Origin of the sequence: Actinomadura chokoriensis (assembly GCF_039529475.1) — a bacterium.
In the GTDB taxonomy this organism is placed as follows: domain Bacteria; phylum Actinomycetota; class Actinomycetes; order Streptosporangiales; family Streptosporangiaceae; genus Spirillospora; species Spirillospora bangladeshensis.
The window spans coordinates 249,553-270,131 of record NZ_BAAAMW010000003.1; the positions used below are offsets into that span (position 1 = coordinate 249,553).

Genomic DNA, 20,579 nt, shown 5'->3' on the forward strand with positions numbered 1-20,579 from the left:
CCGGGCCCTGTCGCCGGCGCGTCAGCTGTCGGACGACGTGGCCTCGGTCCACAGGTCCAGCTCGGCGCGATCCTGCTGCATCCGGCGCCAGACGGCGAAGCCGCCGAGAGCGACAACGGCGAGAATGAGCAGCTTCTTCACGGTGGGACCCCTTCACCTCGACTATGAAGTCAAAACCCGGGGATCGCGGATCAGTGCCTGCTTCCCCCAGGTTCTTGGAAGCCTAGCAACCGTTGCCGGGCGGTCCGCACCCCGATCACCGTTATCGGACTGCGCGTCTGATGGACGGTCCCTCGCCGGGACGCCCGGGCGGCGCATAATCCGAAGTGACGACCTTCGGGAGTGCCATGGCAGAGGACGACTTCCGGCGATGGGAACGCGAGTTGGACCGCGGCGCGCCGGAAGAGGGCGGGTCCGGGGGCCGCGTGCTCGTGCTGATCGCGGGGACCACCGCCATCGGGTGCGCCGCGCTGATCGTGATGGGCGACGTGCCGCTGGGCGCGGCCGGGCTGGTGCTGTCGTCGGTCATCCTGCTGCTATGGCGGATCGGGATGTGATCCGCCATCATCTCGGCATGGAACTGCGCGGAGCGAACGTCCTGGTGACCGGCGCGACCGGCGGGATCGGTCAGGCGCTGGCGAAGGCGCTGGCCGGACGGGGCGGACGGGTCGTGCTGACCGGCCGGCGGGCGGACGTCCTGGAGCCGCTGGCCGAGCGGCTCGGCGGCCGCGCCATCGTCGCCGACCTGGCCGACCGGGACGCGGCCGAGAAACTGCTGGACGAGGCCGGACGGGTGGACGTCCTGGTCGCGAACGCGGCGCTGCCGGCGTCCGGGCTGCTGAGCGAGTACTCGATCACGCAGGTCGACCGGACACTGGACGTCAACCTCCGCGCGCCGATCGTGATGGCGAAGCTCGCCGCCGCGCAGATGGCCGATCGTGGCCGCGGGCATCTGGTGTTCGTGTCGTCGCTGTCCGGGAAGGCGGCGTCCGGCCAGGCGTCGCTGTACAACGCGACGAAGTTCGGTATGCGGGGGTTCGCCCTGGGGCTCCGGGAGGATCTGCGCCCACTCGGCATCGGCGTGTCGACCGTTTTCCCGGGGTTCATCCGGGATGCGGGGATGTTCGCGGACGCCGGCGTGACGCTGCCGAAGGGCGTCGGGACCCGGTCGCCGCAGGACGTGGCCCGCGCGACCGTCCGGGCCATCGAGCGGAACATCGCGGAGATCGACGTCGCGCCGCTCGGGTTGCGGCTCGGTGCCCGGATCGGCGGGATCGCACCGGTCCTGTCGGCGGCCGTGCAGCGACGCGCGGGCGGTCACCGCATCGCGGCGGGCCTCGCGGACGGCCAACGCGACAAGCGGTAGCACGCCACGAGGTAGCGACAAATCTGGATACTGCGGCGATAATCCGGGCGTGTCCTGCTTGATCAGCGGGACGAGTCAGGCGCTGCGTCCGGGCCGCACACCCTCGCCTGCCGCGTGCGCCGCCGCGGAGGAGGGCTGCGCATGTGGACGGCCGGGACGATCGTGATCGGGGCGGCGGCCGCGACCGTCCTGCCGCTCATGGCGGCGCCCGCGCGGGCGGCGGAGCCCGCGGAGGCGACGGTCGTGCCGATCCAGGTGACCGGCGACCCCGCGAAGCGCTTCAACCTGGTGGTGCTCGGCGACGGCTACACGCCGGCCGACATGCCGAAGTTCCGGACCGATCTCGCCAAGCACCTGAACGACCTGTGGACGATGGAGCCGTTCAAGTCGTACCGCAGCTACATCAACGTGTACGCGGTGGAGATACCGTCCGGTGAGTCCGGGGTCAGTTGTGACCCGGCACTGTCGTCGCCTCGTCGCACGACACCGCTGCGCATGGCCTTCTGGAGCGGATGCCGTTCGGACGGCATCCAGCGGCTTCTCGTCATGGACTCTGCGGCGGCCAAGGCGTATGCGGACCTCGTCCAAGGGGCGACACAGCAAAACCGTCAGATCCTTGCACTGGCCAACAGCGACACCTATGGCGGTGCAGGCGGGACGTACGCGACGGCCTCCGGCGGCAACGCGATGTCCGCTCTCATAGCGCCGCATGAACTCGGGCACTCGCTGGGTGGGTTGCACGACGAGTACGACTACTACCAGCGGGGCGTGCCTGGCGGGACGTACACCGGTCCTGAGCCTGACTCCATCCACCACACACTGCTGACCGAGCATGAGATGAAGGCGCAGAAGAAGAAGTGGTGGCGGTGGCTCGGTGAACGAAGCGAGTCCGGAGGCACCATCGGCCGCTACGAGGGTGGGCTCTACTCCAGTAAGGGCGTGTGGAGGCCGAGCCAGCACTCGATGATGAAAACGCTCGGCTACTACTACGACCAGGTCGCGCGTGAGCGCATGACAGAGCGGATCTCGGCCAAGGTCGACCTCGTCCAGGCGCACACGCCCACGGATAGTCCGGTGGGTAACGACCGTGTCCTGTGGGTGGAGACGATGCACCCGGCCGGTCACCGGTTGTCCGTCACGTGGACGGTCGATGGGAAGACCATTGGGAAGGGCGCCAATCTCGACTTGTCCCGGCTGCACCTCAAGAAGGGCACGCACACGGTCAAGGTGACGGTCACCGACCCCACCAGCTTCGTCCGGGACCCGGCCATACGGTCGTCGGCAGCCCTCACGCAGATCCGCACATGGACGGTGGACACCAGCGTTAAGACGGCTTCGACGGCCGTGCCCGTCGACTTCAGTTCGTCCACACCGACCGATAAGCCGGTCGGCGCCGAATCAGTCGTGTACGTGGAGACGACCCATCCCGCACGGTTCGCGCCCCGGGTCCGCTGGGAGCTCGACGGACGCCCCGTACGCGCCGGCGACCGAGACATCGATCTCGGACGGTTCCGCTTGTCCAGGGGCACGCACACGCTGGTCGCGCGTGTCGGTTCCAAGAGCCGCACATGGACGATCGACGCGGAACGTCCGACGGTGACCTACGCCTTGTCCAAGGCCGCGCAGAGCCGGGTTCGCACCGGGCACACGTCCGAATACGTCTTCGACGGCCCGTTCACCATGCGGCTGACCGGGGCGGACGACCGTCCAGGCGTGGTCGTCTCAGAGTTCCGCGTGGACGGCGACGGCTGGTTCAACTACTTCGGCTGGCCGACCAACTCGTCCGCCCCCTGGCTGTTCACCGCGGACGGCACCGTCATCGACGGCCTCACCTACGGCAAGCTCGGCAAGGGCCGCCACACCATCGAGTACCGCGCCACCGACCCGTCCGGCAACACGAGCAAACCCCAACACTTCACAGTCACCCTGCACTGACCACACACCGGCCCAGGGCCCTCTCCGCATGGCCCTTCAACGCAACCTCACCCACGGCGCGGACGTCGCGCGGTGGTTGCGTCCACACTTCCCCGTACCCTCGCCACACTGCTCCCAGCCATGGTGAGCGCGCGCGATGAGAGACGCGCGACGGAGCACGCGGGCAGCCGGCCGCGACGCCCTACCGCGACCACCGGCTTCCGCGGCGACGTGGCCCGGCCAGCTGTATCGACGAGCGCGGGGCGCCGTCGTGGGACCGACCGGGGCTCGTGACCGCCCCGCCGCACGCGCATCGTCCCCCACGCCCTAGCCGCGCGCGTTTTGCCGTGCACACCTCGCCCTATGCCTCTCGCTGCACACGCCTCGCCCCGGGCATCCAACCCGCGCATCCCGCCCCGCGCATCGCGCACCCCTAGGTCCCGCGCCCGCGTGTGTTGCCGTGGGCACCTTGCCCTACGCTCCTCACCGCATGCCCTCGTAGCACGCACCTCGCTCCGCGCATCCTGCCTGCTGTTGCCGTGCGCATCGCGTCGCGCGCACCCTGCCCACGCGTCTTGTCCCGCATCTCGCTCGCGAGTCTTGCCGGGCGCGTTGTGTTGGGCGGTCGTCTGGTTCGGCGGGGCATCGGGCTCGCGGTGCTCGTCAACCGGAGGCCGGCTCGGGGGCGGTCTCCTGGTCGGCGTCCTTGGGGTCGTTGGCGGCCGGGGCAGGGGACGGGGAGCGGTGCGCCGTTGCGAGGACGGAGCCGCCCAGGATGAGTGCGAACGAGGCGATGATCGTCCCGGTGAGAGGCTCGCCGAGCAGCACGACCCCGGCGGCGACCGCGACGGCCGGGTTGACGTAGGTGAAGACCATCCCCCGGGACGTGCCGACCTCCCGGATCAGCTCGAAGAACACGATGAACGCCAGCGCCGTGCAGATGAGGCCCAGGCCGACGAGTGCGGCGAGCACGCGTCCGCTCGGCATCGCGTCCGGCCAGGTGGCGATCGCCGGGCCGGTGTAGACGAGCGCGGCGATGGCCAGGGCGAACGCGGACATCTGCAGGCTCGGCAACTCCTGGAGGCGCCGGGTGGCGATCATCGGGGCGATCGCGTATCCGAGCGCGACCAGCATGACCTCGCCGATCGCCCACGCGCTGCCGCCGCCGAGATGCGGCCCGGCGAGGACGCCGACGCCGGCGAGCCCGACCAGCAGTCCCGCCCAGCGCACCGGGCCGAGCCGCTCGGCGTCGCCGGTGAGCCTCGCCAGCACCACCCCGACGATCGGCACGGCGGCGATCAGCAGGCCGGTCATGGAGCTGGTCAGCCGGTTCTCGGCGTCCGACAGCAGCGCCCACGGGCCGAGGATCTCCACCGCGGTGAACAGCAGCAGCGGACGCCAGTGCCGCCGGACCACGTCCAGTTGCCCCGCCCGCAGCGCCAGCGGAAGCAGGATGAGCGCGCCGAGCGCGGTCCGCGAGAACACGATCATCGGCACCGAGACGCTCTCGACCGCCACCTTGATCATCAGGTAGGGGATGCCCCACAGCACGCTCATCAGCGCGAACAGAACCCAGCCCCGGCGACTCACGACAACCTCCGTTCCCGTCCGCCCCATCCCCGCGGCCGCGGCCCCGCGCCTCGGCCGCCCTCGATCTCTCGGCATGGGACGGCGAGCCGTCCGCAGCGGCCTCGCTGCCCGGCCATGCTCCACGCCGTGAAGACCCCACCGTCTTCAGTGCGTTCGGCCGGCCTCATCGGGGCGGACGACACTCAGGATGCGGGACGGAGGTTTGTGATGTCTTGAACGCTATTGCGGTACGCACCCGGCGTCACCCCGACGACGCGGCGGAACCAGCGGGTGAGATGCGCCTGGTCGGCGAACCCGACGAGCGTCGCCGCCTCGGCCGGACGATGCCCGACGTCCAGCAGGGCACGGGCCCGCGCCACCCGGTGCTGGGCGAGCCACGCGTACGGCGGCATGCCGACTGCGTCACGGAACGCGCGCAGCAGTTGGTAGCGGGAAAGCTCCAGGTCGGCGGCCATCTCGGCGAGCGTCGGCGGGTCGATCAGCTCGTCCGAGAGGCGGGTCGTGACCTGGCGTGCGATGTGCGCCGCATCGGCTCGCGCGCGCTGCGACGCCGTCTTCGGCCCCTGCACCGCATGCCGTCGGACGAGGGCGCCGAGCACTCCGAGCAGCCTTGACTCGCCCTCCAGCGGATCTTCGCCGTGCCGGAGGGCGCGGTGCGCCAGCCGCAACTCCTCGCCGAGCCGGACATCGTCGATGATCGGCTCCCGGAAGTGAGGTTCCGCCAGGACGAGTCCGGGCTCTGCGGCCGTTGCGGCGCCCAGCAGTTCGGCACCCGGGTAAAGGCACAGGTAGGCGAACCCTTCCGGACGTGCCGGGCCCCCGGTGTGCGCCTCCCCCGGCTCCACCACGACGACGCTGCCCGCCGCCGAGTAGATCTTCTCGCCGCGGTAGCGCATCGTCTCGAGGCCGTCGACGGTCACCCCGATGGCGTACTCGTCATGGGTGTGCGGCGCGTAGTGCCGGCTGCCGATCCTGGCGGTCAGCAGATCGAGCGGCGCCCCCTGGATCCCACCGACCCGCGTCCAAAGAGCCTGATCAGCGGCCATCACACCACCCCCCGACACCGACCACGCCGGTCCCACCTCCACAGGACGCCCCGAAACCAGAATGCACCTGGGGCTGGAAACACGCCCCGCAGAGGCAACACGCCTTGGCCTGTAGACATGCCCGCACCCACAGCGGGCCCGTCCCAGAAGCACGCTCCGCACCTACAACGCGCCCCGGTCTTGAGACCCACTTCGTCGAACCCATAAGGCATCCCGGACTGACAACGTGCCTCAGGCTGACAAAGCGCCCCGCACCCCGGACGGGCCCTGAGCCCGCAAGGCGCCCCGATCTTGAGGCACGCGTAGCAGGTACAACGAGTTCTGTGCCCGCAACGCGCCCTGGCCTGGCAACACGGTCTGGACTGGGGATACACGCCGAACTTGCAACATCAACCTGACCCGAGAGTCGCCCCGGACAACGATGGGAGCCGGACCCAAGATGGAAAATCAGGCCCGAGCTACCCCTCGGCTCGGCGGCGCACCTCGGGGACGATGTCTGGGACGCCATCGGGGGCACGGCCGGAACCGAAGGCCCTACTGGAAGCGGAGGTGCGACCAAGCCCAGTGGGTCATGTGCAGATCCAGGGCCGGAACCGAGAGCAGGGCCGTGAGCAGGAGGGGAGTCATGACCACGGCCTGCGCCACGGGTGCCTCCCGAGCCCGGTCGACGACCTGAACGGAGCGCACCGTCATCCGGTTGAGGGCTGGCGGAGCTGAACCCGTCGTCGGCGCGACCACCAAGGCCGGGACGGGAATCGGCGGCGGGCCAGGCCGACAGTTCGCGACGGCGCGTACTAGAACCGCCGCTGCGTACCGGAATGCCGCCAGGCGCCGGAACGGGGCCGAGGTTGGGGCGGTCGGGATGTTGGTCAGGCGGAGAAGATGTGGCGAAGCCGCCAGCGGTCCTCGTCACGGCCGAGCTCCGCGACGGCCACGCCCTCGGCGCCGGTGATCCGCACTCGGTAGACCCTGCCCTCGCGGGCCGTCCCATAGGTCTTCAGCACTTCGTCCACCGCGTAGCGCGACCCCCGCCACTCGTACGCGGTGAGCCGTCCCGCCGGGTCGTGCTCCGTCCGGACCGGCTCGTTCAGCAACTGCCCCATGCCCGGAGCGTAGCACGCGTTCGAACTGATGTTCGCAGGTCGGACGGCCTCTCCCGGCCCTGCGCCCAGGCCATCGTAGGCCTCTCCGCACCCGCTGCGCCGGGCGTGGCGCGGCAGTCGATTCCAGCCGGAACCAGTGGATCGCGGACACGACGACCCAACAGATCCCGGCTCTCATCCCTTCCGCGGCGGCCAGGAGGCGCGGGAAGACTGCATGCTGCGTTGGGTGCCCGCGCGCCGCCGGGCACACGTCGGTGCTCACGGGCACGTCGCCTGAGGACGACCGCCGACGTCCGGCGACAACCTCATCACCGGCATCGGCGCCGAAGCGCAGGGCACAGTGGCGAAGGCGTCGGAGTGAGGTAGTCACAGCGGCCTCCTTCCACCGGCCCCCGGCCGGCCGACGGGATCCTCGCCAGTGGAAGACCGGCTGTGGACGATCTGCGGCAACACGCCCCCGGGAACCTGCCTTGAAGGCAGTAATCCACAGGCTGTGTGCAACCTTCACGCACATCTCTTCTTCCCTGACAGCAGGCGATCAGGAGGCCGTGTCCACAGCAGGATCCCCAGAACAGCCGGGCTTTCCACCGCCTCCACGACGCGTCGGGCGCCGTTCTCCCCATCATCCACACCGCCGCGACCCCATACACAGAATCCACAACCTGTGGATAACTTCCGTGCACAACCTGGGTACGACCGGCCGACGCTCTGTCCACCATTCTTCCCCAGCCAACCCCCAACCGGCTCGCTCGGTTGTCCACGTGGTGGAAAAGCTGCTGACCAGGGAGGACACCTGTTATGGATCATCACTGCCCACACCCCGTTCACAGCCTGTGGGCAAGTACCCTCCACAACTCCGGTGCAACGGTGGACAACTCTGCCCACCGGTAATCCCCAGCCACGTCCCCAGGCCCGGCCACCGTCCTGCCCATGGGGCCGACCGCACGGCATCCGCCGTAGAAGCGCGGTTACGACCGGACAATCCATCCGTGTACTGCCGCGACTTGAGCCGCCCCACCCGCCCGCAGGGCGCGGATAGGCCTCCGACGCAGCCGGCGACACCATGCTCGTTCATTCGGCGGGGAGTGACTCCTCCAGGTCAGCGAGGCGGCGGAGGTCGTCCGGCTCGCTGGACGGGTTCGCGGCGGAGACGTTTCGCGCTTCGGCGAGGAGAGTGCGAGCGCGGCCCGGCTCGCCCATCTGAACGGCGGCGTCGGCCCGCAGCACCAGAGCCTTGAGACGTTCGGACGGAGCCAAGGGCTCATCGGACGCCAGCAGGCGATCAAGGATCCGAGCGGCGGCCGGATGGTCCCCCTTTGAGTCACCGCCCAGCAGCGCGGCCATGTGGAGTGCCTTGGCCACCTTCTCCGTCGGGATCGGCGAATGCCGCAGGTCGTCCGAGATGGGCTGGCCGATGCGGAGTTGCAGACCGTCCGGGTCGCTGAGGAGGAACTGTCGGACGCCATAGGACATGTTCCGCAGAGCGCTGATCCTCGGGAGCCCCCGCGTGGGAACACGGCCGAGCGCCTGCTTCAGGCCCCCACGAAAGGATTCGTGCAACTCGTCGACGGCAGCGGTGGCGATGTAGCACATGTTCATGGACGCCGCCGGGTCGTGCTTCTTCCATCCGAAGAAGTGCAGGTCGACGTCGCCGTGCCGGACGCCGAGATAGGGGTTCGGACGCGTCTGCCAGGCGGTCTGCTCGAAGCCCAGGACACTGTAGAAGTCCCAGGTCGCGTCAATCGAACGGCACGGATAGATCGGGATCGCCTTCTCGCTCATTCCCGAAGCGTAGGAGCGGCGTACGACGTTAGTCAAACTTGACTACCCTCGATGGCGCCGCGCCGGACCGCCGCCACGGAAGCATTCGAAGTGTCTTCACCTCCCAGCGCCATCGCCATGGAGGATGATGAAGTCGCCCGGACGCAACCACATGGCGTTCTCACCGCACGAAGGTGCCCAGCGCCCGTTCGGCACGGGTGGCCGCACAATCGCAGCACTTTTCCACAGACTGTGGACAGTGACGTCGGGACATCGCGGTACTCCAACGAGCACACCGCCACGGAAGCTGCCCAGGGCAGTTTCAGCGCGACCCCGGACGCCGCCTCCGGGAACCGCTGACGGCGATGACCCGCACTTGCAGGCGTTCGTGCGGGACGGTGCGACGAGAAGGGATCCTGCGACGTCCAGCGGCCGGCTGCGCTACGTTCCGGCAACGGCCGCAGCCTTTCCGAACCGGCGTCGAGGGACGTTTCAGCCCCACACCAGCGTCCCTCAGCCATTGCCCACCCACAGATGGGCCAGCCGGCTCCTCAACGCCACCAGGCGGCGCCCCTGCCGTCCCGCGCACATTCACTTCATCGCGCAGGCGCTCGGGCAGCCCCTATCTGGACTCGCATGACTGCGAGCCCACCGCGCGCAATGACGTTCGAGCCCCTTTCCGCCACGCCGCGGTCGACCTCGTCCTGGCCGGAGAGCAGGCTTAGCCTGGACGGACGCCCATCCTGGTGCTGTGCTCCGACGCCCGGCCGGCCTCGCGAAACCGGCCTTGCCCAAGCCCCAGATTTTCACCGGAACCCCGCTCCCGCAGGCGAAAATAGGAGAGTGCCCCGAGCGCGTCGGCGCCCGACCCCGCAATCAAGAACCATGGCCGCGACTTCAGTTATCCACAGCTTGTGGAGAAATTGCCCGTTCTCTGGATAACCGCGGTCGCCGAGCACTCGAGTCGAACACAGCGGACACAGCCCATCCGCACAGGCGGCACCTCAGCCAGCCAGGAGCCCCAAGAGCGCAGCATTCCGTTTTTCTCGCTTTCCGAGCGAACCGACCGGCCCTCCTATCCGTCGGAGTCTTGACGGAAAGGGAGCGCCATGTCGTTGGACGAACTGATTCTTGAGCGGGATCGCCTCTTCGAGGCATGGGACAAGGCGGCCGAGGACTATCTCAGCGACCTCGGGGACTTTGTCCGCCTGACGCAGCAGCGACAGCTCATCCAGGCGGAGCTGCACGCGCTCAACGACGTCTACGGCGCCATCGGAGCCGCCGGCTCGTCAGTCGAAGGCGACCGGCGGCACGCGGAGACGACCTCGGCACTGGTGACCTTGCGGATCCGCTACGCCTACGAACTGGAGATCGTCGAGGCGACTGCACTGCTGCGCCAACTCGATGCGCTGCAGCCCCTCGCCGAACAGCGGCAAGCCACATTGTCGGAGCTGAAACGGTGGCTCCCGGCCGAATACAGCGAAGGACTGGAGACCTTCCAAAGGGCGGCCGACCTGGGCATCGAGTTTCTGCAGACGCAACTCACCGACTCGCACGATCGGTGGCGGTCCTCCTGGCACGCCGCCATCGAGAGCCAGCGAATCGCCGCCGGACAGTTGGAGCAGATCGCGCCCGGTTCGGCGGCGTCCTGGCGGTTCAACGCCCCGCCGGGCTGGCCTCAGCCTCAGCCCGGCTGGTCGCCGGCACCCGACTGGCTGCCCGCCCCCTCCTGGGACATCCCGGAAAAGGACTGGCATTTCTGGACGAGGGACTGACCCCGACCACGCCGCTCTGCCGACGGCCTCCCCCAGTCCGTCGGCAGGCCGGTCCCTCAGGCCCAAATGACGAAGGAGCGGCGGTCGCTCTCTGCCGACCACGGCCAAGACGAGCCATGAGATGTGGCGCTGATGATCCCCTCACCACCCTTGATGAGATCGTCGCCCTACGCGCTGGTGTGCGACCCCGTGGCGGCCGGTTCGGGTGCCCGGCAGGGGCGTCGCGATGCGCGGTCCGACACGGCCGTCCGGTGACCGTGGCCCACGTCGCACGCTCCGAGCAGCCTTCCGCAGGACGCGTAGTGGCCTCAGCGTCGCCGCCCTTGGCAGGGCGCGGCCGGGGAACTGTCCGGCAGCTCGCAGAGCCACGGCCGTTGCCATCACGGCCGCCGTCAAAAAGACCCCCGCCGGTGCCCGGCGGGGGTCTGTGAAACTGGTGGGCCTAGGTGGACTTGAACCACCGGCCTCATCCTTATCAGGGATGCGCTCTAACCGACTGAGCTATAGGCCCGGAGTGTGCCGCCGCCCCTGGCGGCGCAACGAGAGGTTACCCCATCTGGGCGGACAACCGGAAATCGATTGCCGGGCGGCGGCGGGACGGGGCTACTCGGCCTCCTTCAGGGTGACCTCGACGCCGCCCACCAGGTCGGCGGCGAGGTTGTAGATCACGGAGCCGACCGTGGACAGGGCCGTGATGAGCATGACGTTCAGGGCGCCCACGAGGACGGTGTAGCCGAAGATGCGGAAGAAGGAGAACCAGCTGCCGGCGTCGACGCTGCCGGTGGTCTCGCCCTGCTCCTTGGTGAGGCTGTTGATCGTGTCGCTGATGGCGTCGAACACGCCGAGGCCGGACAGGATCGCGTAGAGGACGATCACGGCGACGAGCAGGACGACGAAGCAGACCAGCGACATCACGAAGCTGAACTTCATCACCGACCACGGCTCGAGCCGCGACAGCTGGAGCTGGGCCTTGCGGGCCGGCTTGCCGTTCGCCGGCTTGGACGAGTTCGCCGGGGCCACGGCCGTGGACGGCCGGTCCTTCAGGACGGTACCGGCGAAACCGCGCCCGGAGCCGCCCGAAGAGGGCGAGGACGGCGACGAGGCGGCGGAGTTCCCCGCGGCGGACGAGTTGCCGGACGACATGCTGAACGGCTTGCCCGCGCTCTCCGTACGTCCTGCCGAGACCGAACCGGACGGCTCGGCGGGTTTGGCCCACCCCGCCGAGCCGGAGGAGGACGACGGAGACGACGACGGAGAGGAGGAGGCGGCGGACTTCGCCGGCGCGGCCGGCGAGTCCGCGGCGGTGTCCCTGACCGGGGCGATCTCGGAGCCGCCGGAGTCCTTCGCCGGCTTGTCCTCGATCTTCGCCAGGTCGATCCGCGTCGTGTCGGCGCTCGACGAATCCGACGTGTCGGAAGAGCCCGGTTTACCGGCGGTGTCCGAGGTGTCGAGGTCGACGGTCGTCTCGTCCCGCGCCCCGGACTTGGCGGACGCGGCGGCGACGGTCTTCGACGGCTTCGTCCCGGACTTGGACGACGACGCTGCCGACGACGACCCAGACCCCGACCCCGCACCCGGCTTCTTGCCGGAGCCGCCCGTTCCACTGCCCGCCGCGCCTGACGCGCCGGGCGGCCCGCCCTTGTTCTTGCCGGGCTCGGTGCTCACGTGTCCTCCTGGCCTAGCGGCTCGGTGACGATGCAGGATACGTCACTCACCGTCGCCCCCTTCGCCGTCGTCCGAGCCCTCGGCGGACTCGGAGTCCTCAATGGACTCTACGTTCCTCGCGATCGCCACGACGCTGTCCCCGTCCGCGAGGTTCATCAGGCGGACGCCCATGGTCTGCCTGCCGGACTGCTTGATCTCCGCGGCGGTGGTGCGGATCACGCCGCCGTTCGACGTCATCGCGAACACCTCGTCGTCGGGGCCGACCATCAGCGCCCCTACCAACATCCCGCGCGATTCAACGATCTTAGCGGTGAGGACGCCCTTACCCCCACGACCTTGGAGCGGGTATTGGTCCACTGGAGTGCGCTTGGCGTAGCCGCCGCGGGTGGCCACCAGGACGTCGTCCGAGCCGTTGTGGACGACGAGCATGTTGAGGACCTCCTGGTCCTCGTCGAACCGCATGCCGATGACGCCGGACGTGGCGCGCCCCATCGGCCGCAGCGACTCGTCGTCGGCGCGGAACTTGATCGCCTGGGCGCCGGAGGAGATCATCAGCAGCCGGTCGTCGGCGGAGACGAGCCGCGCGGCGATCACCTCGTCGCCCTCGACCAGGTTGATGGCGATGATGCCGCCGGTGCGCGGCGAGTCGAAGTCGCGCAGCGCCGTCTTCTTGACGCGGCCCTTCTTCGTCCCGAGGACGAGGTAGGGCGCGACGTCGTAGTCGCGGAGCGTCATGACCTGGGCGATGCGCTCGTCCGGCTGGAAGGCCAGCAGGTTCGCGACGTGCTGGCCGCGCGAGTCGCGCCCGGAGTCGGGCAGTTCGTAGGCCTTGGCCCGGTAGACGCGGCCCTTGTTGGTGAAGAACAGGATCCAGTTGTGCGTCGAGGTGACGAAGAACTGGTCGACGATGTCGTCCTGCTTGAGCTGCGCGCCGCGGACGCCCTTGCCGCCGCGCCGCTGCGCCCGGTACAGGTCGGTCTTGGTGCGCTTGGCGTAGCCGCCGCGGGTGATCGTGACGACGACGCCCTCTTCGGCGATGAGGTCCTCGTAGGACACGTCGCCGTCGAACGGGACGATCTCGGTGCGCCGCTCGTCGCCGAACTTCTCGACGATGGGGGCGAGCTCGTCGCCGACGATCTGCCGCTGCCGCTCGGGCGAGGCGAGGATGTCGTTGTAGTCGGCGATCTCCGCCATGAGCTTGTCGTACTCGTCGGTGATCTGCTGGCGTTCCAGGGCGGCGAGCTTGCGCAGCTGCATGTCGAGGATGGCCTGCGCCTGGATCTCGTCGATCTCCAGCAGCCCCATCAGGCCCTGCTGCGCCTCCTGCGCGGACGGCGAGCGCCGGATCAGCGCGATGACCTCGTCGATCCGGTCGAGGGCCTTCAGCAGCGCGCGCAGGATGTGGGCGCGCTCCTCGGCCTTGCGGAGCAGGAACCGGGTGCGGCGGATGATGACGTCGATCTGGTGCGCGACCCAGTGCCGGACGAACTGGTCGATGCGCAGGGTGCGCGGCACCCCGTCCACCAGCGCGAGCATGTTCGCGCCGAACGTCTCCTGCAGCTGGGTGTGCTTGTACAGGTTGTTCAGGACGACCTTGGCGACGGCGTCCCGCTTCAGCACGATGACGAGCCGCTGCCCCGTCCGGCCGGACGTCTCGTCGCGGACGTCGGCGATGCCGTCGAGCTTGCCGTCCTTGACGCCGTCCGCGATCTTGAGGGCGAGGTTGTCCGGGTTGACCTGGTATGGGAGTTCGGTGACGACGAGGCAGGTGCGGCCCTGGATCTCCTCGACCTCGACGACGGCCCGCATCGTGATGGAGCCGCGCCCGGTGCGGTACGCCTCCTCGATGCCCTTGCGGCCGACGATCAGGCCGGCGGTCGGGAAGTCGGGGCCCTTGACCCGCTCGATCAGCGCCTCGAGCAGCTCGTCGTCGGACGCGCCGTAGTTCTCCAGGTACCAGCGGACGCCGTCGGCGACCTCGCGCAGGTTGTGCGGCGGGATGTTCGTCGCCATCCCCACCGCGATGCCGGCGGACCCGTTGACCAGTAGGTTCGGGTACCGGGACGGCAGGACGTCCGGCTCCTGCGAGCGGCCGTCGTAGTTGGGGGAGAAGTCGACGGTCTCCTTGTCGATGTCGCGCAGCAGCTCCATCGCCAGGGGCGCCATGCGGCACTCGGTGTACCGCATGGCCGCGGCCGGGTCGTTGCCGCGCGAACCGAAGTTGCCGTTGCCGTCGACCAGCGGGTACCGCATCGACCAGGGCTGGGCCAGCCGGACGAGCGCGTCGTAGATGGCGGAGTCGCCGTGCGGGTGGTAGTTCCCCATGACGTCGCCGACGACGCGGGCGCACTTGAAGTAGCCGCGGTCGGGCCGGTAGCCGCCGTCGTACATCGCGTAGAGGACGCGGCGGTGGACGGGCTTGAGACCGTCGCGTACCTCGGGCAGCGCGCGCGCGACGATGACCGACATTGCGTAGTCGAGATAGCTCTTCTGCATCTCGACCTGGATGTCGACCGGTTCGATCCGTTCGCCGGGGTGGCCGCCCTCTGTGGTCACGTCCGTCACTCTCAAAACCTCTTCTGCTCGGTGGGAAGCTCAGTGGGTGAGAAGTACGCCTGCCTGCGGGAGTTCACGGGAGCCTGGGAGCCGGATGGCGGTGGGCCGGGGCCCGGAAGGCCGGGCGGGCCGGTGGGCCGTTGGGCCGGGTGGCCGTCATGGTCAGGTCGCTGGGAGCTCGGCGCGCGGCGGATATCTCAGATGTCGAGGAAGCGCACATCCTTGGCGTTGCGCTGGATGAACTCCCTGCGGGGCTCGACCTCCTCGCCCATGAGCACGCTGAACAGCTCGTCCGCCTGGGCGGCGTCGTCCAGCTGGACCTGCAGGAGGACCCGGTTGTCGGGGTCCATGGTGGTGTCCCACAGCTCGTTGGCGTTCATCTCGCCGAGGCCCTTGAAGCGCTGCACCTGGTCGCGGGGACGCGGGTCGCGCTTGCCGGCGGCGATCCCCGCCTCGATGATCGCGTCGCGCTCGGCGTCGGAGAAGGCGTAGTCGGCCTCGTTGCCGCGCGCGTCCCACTTGATCTTGTAGAGCGGCGGCTGCGACAGGTACACGTGGCCGGCCTCGATCAGCGGCTTCATGAACCGGAACAGCAGCGTCATCAGCAGCGTGTTGATGTGGTGGCCGTCGACGTCGGCGTCCGACATCAGAATGATCTTGTGGTAGCGGAGCTTGCTGATGTCGAACTCGTCGTGCACGCCGGTGCCCAGCGCCGTGATGATCGCCTGCACCTCGTTGTTCTTCAGGATCTTGTCGATCCTGGCCTTCTCCACGTTCAGGATCTTGCCGCGGATCGGCAGGATGGCCTGGAAGTGCGGATTGCGGCCGCCCTTCGCGGAGCCGCCCGCCGAGTCGCCCTCGACGATGTACAGCTCGGACTTCGCCGGGTCGGTGGACTGGCAGTCCGACAGCTTGCCGGGCAGCGACGTCGACTCCAGCAGGCTCTTGCGGCGGGTCAGGTCGCGCGCCTGCCGCGCCGCGACCCGCGCGCGCGCCGCCTGCGACGCCTTGTTGATGATCTCCTTGGCCTCGCCCGGGTTCTCCTCGAACCAGTCGCGCAGGTGCTCGTTGCACGCCCGCTGCACGAACGACTTGGCCTCGGTGTTGCCGAGCTTGGTCTTGGTCTGGCCCTCGAACTGCGGGTCGGCCAGCTTGATCGAGATGATCGCGGTGAGGCCCTCGCGGACGTCCTCACCGGTCAGGTTGTCGTCCTTGTCGCGCAGCAGGCCCTTGTCGCGGGCGTACCGGTTGACGATCGTGGTGAGCGCCGCCCGGAAGCCCTCTTCGTGGGTGCCGCCCTCCGCCGTGTTGATCGTGTTGGCGAACGTGTGGACGGACTCGGCGTAGGACGAGTTCCACTGCATGGCGATCTCGACCGACATGCCCTCGGTGTGGTCGTCGAAGTACACCACCGACTCGTGGACGGCGTCCTTGCGCGCGTTGATGTAGCGGACGAAGTCCTCGATGCCGCCCTCGTAGTGGTACCGGACGACGTGCGGCTCGCCGTTGGAGTGGTCGGGCCGCTCGTCCCGCAGCGTGATGGCGAGGCCGCGGTTGAGGAACGCCATCTCCTGCATGCGGCGGGAGAGGGTCTCGAAGTTCCACTCGGTGGTCTCGAAGATGTCGGGGTCGGGCCAGAACCTGATGAGGGTGCCGGTGTCGGAGGTCTCCTCGCCCTTCTGGAGCTCGGCCTCGGGCCCGCGCCAGGTGTACGACTGGCGCCACACGTGGCCGTTCCGGCGGACCTCGGCCTCCAGCCGGGTGGACAGCGCGTTCACCACGGACGAGCCGACACCGTGCAGACCGCCCGACACGGCATAGGACTTGCCGTCGAACTTGCCGCCCGCGTGCAGCGTGGTGAACACCAGCTCGATGGCCGGACGTTTCTCCACCGGGTGCTCGCCCACGGGGATGCCGCGGCCGTTGTCGTCCACGCTCACGCCGCCGTCGGCCAGCAGCGTCACCACGATGCTGTCGGCATGGCCGGCGAGGGCCTCGTCGACCCCGTTGTCCACGATCTCGTAGACGAGGTGGTGCAGGCCGCGCTCACCGGTCGAGCCGATGTACATGCCCGGGCGCTTGCGAACCGCCTCAAGCCCTTCAAGGACAGTGATCGAACTAGCGTCGTACGCCAAAGGAGATCCTCCTGCCGGGGATGTCTGCCGCTCCGCGCCCGAGGGAGGCGCGGTGTGCCCCGTAACACACATGGGGGCACCCGGTCGTGCTCTGTTCGCGTTGGTGAGAGCCCCGGGCACCCCATGGCGGCGCAGCATCCTGAACCCGCGTACATTCTACCGGGTGACGCGGCGAAAAGTGGCACTCACGAGCGCTGTGTGCGCGTGTGGCGGCCGATCTGACCCGGAGCCACATCCCCCCATAGGTCCCGGGGCGTTCTCTGGCCTACGTGCCGCTGGCCGCTGAACTGGGCACCCCACCCCCCGAACACATGTTCCCCCCACCCGCCACCGCCGAAGCCGCCACCCTCAGAGTCGCCGCCGGAGCCGCCGCCCCGAGCGTGGCCGCCCCGGGCGTGGCCAGAGTCGCCGCCCCGGGCGGGGCCGTGGGGTTGACTGCGTGCGTGGCCGCGGGCGGGGCCGCAGTCGCCGCCGGAGCCGCCGTCCCGGGCGGGGCCGCCGCGGGCGGGGCCGGAGTCGCCGCCGCGGGCGTGGCTGCAGGCGTGGCCGCCGATGGCCTGGCTGCGGGCGTGACTGTGGACGTGGCCGCGGGCTGGGCAACGGGCTTGGTCGGCGCGGGGGTGGTCGGCGCGGGGGTGGTCGGCGCGGGCGGGGGCGCCGCGGGCTTGGGGGCGGGGGTCATCGGACTCGCCAGGCGCCGGTGCGGCGGGGGCCGGAGGACGGGCCGACGACCTTCACGCGGCGGACGGTGCCGTGGCCGAGTTCCTCGTTCAGCCGCCGGACGAGGGTGGACGACAGCAGGCGCAGCTGCGTCGCCCATGTCGTCGAGTCGGCGGCGACGGTCAGCACGCCGTCCTCGAAGTGGTCCGGACGGGTGTGCTCGGCGAGGTCGGGGCCGACGATGACCGCCCAGTTGCCGAAGACGCCGCCGACGGCCGCCCGCTGCTCCCAGCCGCGGGACGCCATCAGGTCGCGGATCGCCGCGCCGAACAGCTTGGGGTCACCGCCGCGACCGGGGTCCCTGACCCGGACGACACGCCCGCCGCCCCGGCGCTTGCCGTTGTGACCGGGGAGCGTGCCGCGCTTCAGCGCGTCGGCCTTCGCCTGGGCGAGCGCCTCGCGCGCCAGCTCGATCCCCGACTTGGCGGGGACGGCCCCGTCCGGAGCCGCGCCCGGAGTGCCGTCGGCGGCCCCGCCCGGGTCTCCGCTCCCTGGGGAGTTGTCCACATCCTGTGGATGATCACTCACACGCTCACCCCTTCCGCCCATATCCCGGAAAGGCGCCCGGCGACGACCTTCCGCGTTCAGTCTCGGACGACCTTGCCGTCCGAGACGGTATACGAGCCCCCTGTCAATTCGGCCGGGACGTCCGCGGGGACGGCCGCCGTGATGAGGACCTGCTCCGCCGGCGCCACCATGTCGGCCAGGCGGTCACGGCGGCCCGTGTCCAACTCGGCGAACACGTCGTCCAGGATGAGGACCGGGTCGTCGCCGTCCGCGCGCAGCAGTTCGTACGCGCCGAGCCGCAGGCCCAACGCGAACGACCACGATTCTCCATGGCTGGCGTAGCCGCGTGCCGGAAGCTCCCCCAAGCGCAGCACGAGCTCGTCCCGATGCGGGCCGACAAGGCTCACGCCCCGCTCCAACTCCTGCTTGCGCGATTCGCCCACGGCCGCCATGAGCTGCTCGCCGAGTTGTCCACGGTCTGTGGACAACTGCACGTCCCCGAGCGAACTCTTGTAGATGAGGTCGGCTGCACCACTGTGCGGGGCGAGGGCGGCATACGCACGCGCCACGAGCGGCCGCAGCACATCGACCAGTTGCAGCCGCGCCGCCAGCAGTTCCGACCCGGTGCGCGCCAGGTGCGAATCCCAGACGTCCAGGGTCGCGAGCACCTCGGGGCCGGGGGAGCGCCTGTGCGCGGCCGCCGATTTCAACAGGGCGTTGCGCTGCTTGAGGACGCGGTCGTAGTCGGAGCGCACGCCGGCGAAGCGGGGAGCCCGCGCGGTGAGCAGCTCGTCCATGAACCGGCGCCGCTCCCCCGGGTCGCCCTTCACCAGCGCGAGGTCCTCCGGGGCGAACAGCACGGTCCGCAGCATCCCCAGGATCTCGCGCGGCCTGGGGACGGGGGACCGGTTGAGCCGTGCCCGGTTCGCCTTGCCCGGGTTGATCTCGAGCTCGATCAGCGCCTTGCGGTCGTCCTTCACCACCCCGGCCCGGACGATCGCACGCGGCGCCCCGTGCCGGACGAGCGGCGCGTCGGTCGCGGCCCTGTGGCTCCCGTGCGAGGCGACGTATCCGATGGCCTCGACCAGGTTGGTCTTGCCCTGCCCGTTCGGGCCCACGAACGCCGTGACCCCCGGCTCGAGAGCGACCTCGGCGGTCGGATACGAGCGGAAGTCCTGCAGCGAAAGGTGGGCGACGTGCACGAGACACGAGCGTAGAGCCTTCGACACCCTGCCCATGCCCCATGCACCCCCGCCCGCGAGTACCCGCACAGGCCCCGCCGGCGGCGGGACTCCGTGCCATCACCCGCCATCCTCCGGGCACGGCGGGGGCGCCGTCCCGGAAACCACATCCTGTGGATAACTTCGCGGGCAGCAGCGCCGGGTCGCGGGGGGTCACACCTTCGGCGGGGCGACGTCGGCGCCGGGGGAGTCGGCGCCCTTCGCGGTCTCCACGCCGTGGCCGCCGAACTGGTTGCGGAGGGCCGCGACGACGCGCATCGCGGGGGAATCGTCCTGCCGGGACGCGAACCGGGCGAACAGCGAGGCGCTGATGGCGGGCAGCGGCACGGCGTGCTCGACCGCGGCCTGCACCGTCCAGCGCCCCTCGCCCGAGTCGTTGGCGTAGCCGCGCAGGTCGTCCAGCTCGGGGTCGTCGGCGAGCGCGCGGTTCAGCAGGTCGAGCAGCCAGGAGCGGATGACCGTGCCCTCCTGCCAGCTGAGGAACGTCTCCGGTACCCGGGTGACGATGGGGCTCGCCTCGATCAGCTCGTAGCCCTCACCGAACGCCTGCATCATCGCGTACTCGATGCCGTTGTGGACCATCTTCACGTAGTGGCCCGCACCGATCTCACCAGAGTGGACGAATCCGTAATCCCCCTCTGGCTTCAGGGTCTCGAAGATGGGCATCAGCCGCTTCACGTTGTCCTCATCGCCGCCGACCATGAGGGCGTAGCCGTTCTCCAGGCCCCACACTCCGCCGCTCACACCGCAGTCGACGAACCCGATGCCCTTGGCGGCGAGTTCCTCACCGTGCTTCTGGTCGTCCACATAGTGTGAATTACCGCCGTCGATAACGAGGTCACCGGCCTGTAGGACTTCCCCCAGGCTGTGGACGGTCTCCTCAGTCGGCTTACCTGCGGGCACCATCACCCACACCGCGCGCGGCGGGGACAGCCGGTCGACCAGTTCCTGCAGCGAACCGACATCGCTCACCTGCGGGTCACGGTCATAGCCGACGACCGTGTGGCCGCCGCGGCGCAGCCGCTCGGCCATGTTGCCGCCCATCTTGCCCAGGCCGATGATCCCAAGCTCCATGAAGCTCACTTCCCTGTGCGTAACTGCCTGTGCCTTACCGCGCCTTACCGCGCGCACGCGTGCACCCTTGCCCGCGCGCGCGACCGCCTGGACGGCTCCCCCGCGGGGATCGTCGTCCCCGGCGTG

15 protein-coding genes and 1 tRNA gene are annotated in these 20,579 nt (G+C 69.6%); 4 read left to right on the plus strand and 12 right to left on the minus strand.

Annotation, left to right across the window (positions count from 1 at the left end; translation table 11 throughout):
* Positions 1 to 21: 21 nt before the first annotated feature.
* Positions 22 to 141 (minus strand): DLW-39 family protein, encoded by a 120-nt coding sequence (locus tag ABFX46_RS09180; protein WP_217711122.1) that lies wholly within the window; start codon positions 139 to 141, stop codon positions 22 to 24.
* A 206-nt stretch (positions 142 to 347) separates the two neighbouring features.
* On the opposite strand from ABFX46_RS09180, the gene ABFX46_RS09185 reads away from it, so the two are divergent.
* The 3 genes from ABFX46_RS09185 (at position 348) to ABFX46_RS09195 (ending at position 3,301) form a co-directional block, all read left to right on the plus strand.
* The gene (locus ABFX46_RS09185; protein WP_346040987.1) at positions 348 to 557 is read left to right on the plus strand and encodes a hypothetical protein; all 210 of its coding nucleotides are present in this window, start codon (positions 348 to 350) and stop codon (positions 555 to 557) included.
* A 17-nt stretch (positions 558 to 574) separates the two neighbouring features.
* Positions 575 to 1,366, plus strand: coding sequence for an SDR family NAD(P)-dependent oxidoreductase (locus ABFX46_RS09190; RefSeq protein ID WP_346040989.1), 792 nt, complete (start codon positions 575 to 577; stop codon positions 1,364 to 1,366).
* A 243-nt stretch (positions 1,367 to 1,609) separates the two neighbouring features.
* A complete protein-coding gene (locus ABFX46_RS09195; protein WP_346040991.1) occupies positions 1,610 to 3,301 on the plus strand; it encodes a M64 family metallopeptidase in 1,692 nt (563 codons plus the stop codon).
* A 642-nt stretch (positions 3,302 to 3,943) separates the two neighbouring features.
* Here ABFX46_RS09195 and ABFX46_RS09200 read toward each other — a convergent pair.
* The 4 genes from ABFX46_RS09200 to ABFX46_RS09215 all read right to left on the minus strand — a co-directional run bounded on the left by ABFX46_RS09200 (position 3,944) and on the right by ABFX46_RS09215 (position 8,801).
* Positions 3,944 to 4,870, minus strand: a complete 927-nt coding sequence (locus ABFX46_RS09200) for a DMT family transporter (protein WP_346040993.1) — start codon at positions 4,868 to 4,870, stop codon at positions 3,944 to 3,946.
* Positions 4,871 to 5,052: 182 nt separating this feature from the next.
* Positions 5,053 to 5,916: a helix-turn-helix transcriptional regulator gene (locus ABFX46_RS09205; RefSeq protein WP_346040995.1), complete on the minus strand. Its 864-nt coding sequence runs from the start codon at positions 5,914 to 5,916 to the stop codon at positions 5,053 to 5,055.
* An 869-nt stretch (positions 5,917 to 6,785) separates the two neighbouring features.
* The gene (locus tag ABFX46_RS09210; RefSeq protein ID WP_346040997.1) at positions 6,786 to 7,019 is read right to left on the minus strand and encodes a hypothetical protein; all 234 of its coding nucleotides are present in this window, start codon (positions 7,017 to 7,019) and stop codon (positions 6,786 to 6,788) included.
* Between the two features lie 1,071 nt (positions 7,020 to 8,090).
* Positions 8,091 to 8,801, minus strand: a complete 711-nt coding sequence (locus ABFX46_RS09215; protein ID WP_346040998.1) for a bleomycin resistance protein — start codon at positions 8,799 to 8,801, stop codon at positions 8,091 to 8,093.
* Between the two features lie 1,088 nt (positions 8,802 to 9,889).
* On the opposite strand from ABFX46_RS09215, the gene ABFX46_RS09220 reads away from it, so the two are divergent.
* Positions 9,890 to 10,555, plus strand: a complete 666-nt coding sequence (locus tag ABFX46_RS09220; protein WP_346041000.1) for a hypothetical protein — start codon at positions 9,890 to 9,892, stop codon at positions 10,553 to 10,555.
* Between the two features lie 434 nt (positions 10,556 to 10,989).
* On the opposite strand, the gene ABFX46_RS09225 is transcribed toward ABFX46_RS09220, so the two are convergent.
* The 7 genes from ABFX46_RS09225 to gnd all read right to left on the minus strand — a co-directional run bounded on the left by ABFX46_RS09225 (position 10,990) and on the right by gnd (position 20,510).
* Positions 10,990 to 11,066 (minus strand) — tRNA-Ile (locus tag ABFX46_RS09225).
* Between the two features lie 92 nt (positions 11,067 to 11,158).
* The gene (locus tag ABFX46_RS09230) at positions 11,159 to 12,220 is read right to left on the minus strand and encodes a DUF3566 domain-containing protein (protein WP_346041002.1); all 1,062 of its coding nucleotides are present in this window, start codon (positions 12,218 to 12,220) and stop codon (positions 11,159 to 11,161) included.
* Positions 12,221 to 12,262: 42 nt separating this feature from the next.
* Positions 12,263 to 14,785 (minus strand): DNA gyrase subunit A, encoded by a 2,523-nt coding sequence (gyrA, locus tag ABFX46_RS09235; RefSeq protein WP_346041004.1) that lies wholly within the window; start codon positions 14,783 to 14,785, stop codon positions 12,263 to 12,265.
* 188 nt (positions 14,786 to 14,973) lie between these two features.
* A complete protein-coding gene (gene gyrB / locus ABFX46_RS09240) occupies positions 14,974 to 16,911 on the minus strand; it encodes a DNA topoisomerase (ATP-hydrolyzing) subunit B (protein ID WP_346041006.1) in 1,938 nt (645 codons plus the stop codon).
* Between the two features lie 678 nt (positions 16,912 to 17,589).
* Positions 17,590 to 18,159 carry a DciA family protein gene (locus ABFX46_RS09245; RefSeq protein WP_346041008.1) on the minus strand — a complete coding sequence of 190 codons (570 nt, stop codon included), beginning with the start codon at positions 18,157 to 18,159 and terminating at the stop codon, positions 17,590 to 17,592.
* 56 nt (positions 18,160 to 18,215) lie between these two features.
* Complete coding sequence (recF, locus tag ABFX46_RS09250) at positions 18,216 to 19,340, minus strand: DNA replication/repair protein RecF (RefSeq protein WP_346041010.1); 1,125 nt, start codon at positions 19,338 to 19,340, stop codon at positions 18,216 to 18,218.
* A 192-nt stretch (positions 19,341 to 19,532) separates the two neighbouring features.
* Positions 19,533 to 20,510: a phosphogluconate dehydrogenase (NAD(+)-dependent, decarboxylating) gene (gene gnd, locus ABFX46_RS09255; protein WP_346041012.1), complete on the minus strand. Its 978-nt coding sequence runs from the start codon at positions 20,508 to 20,510 to the stop codon at positions 19,533 to 19,535.
* Positions 20,511 to 20,579: the final 69 nt, after the last annotated feature.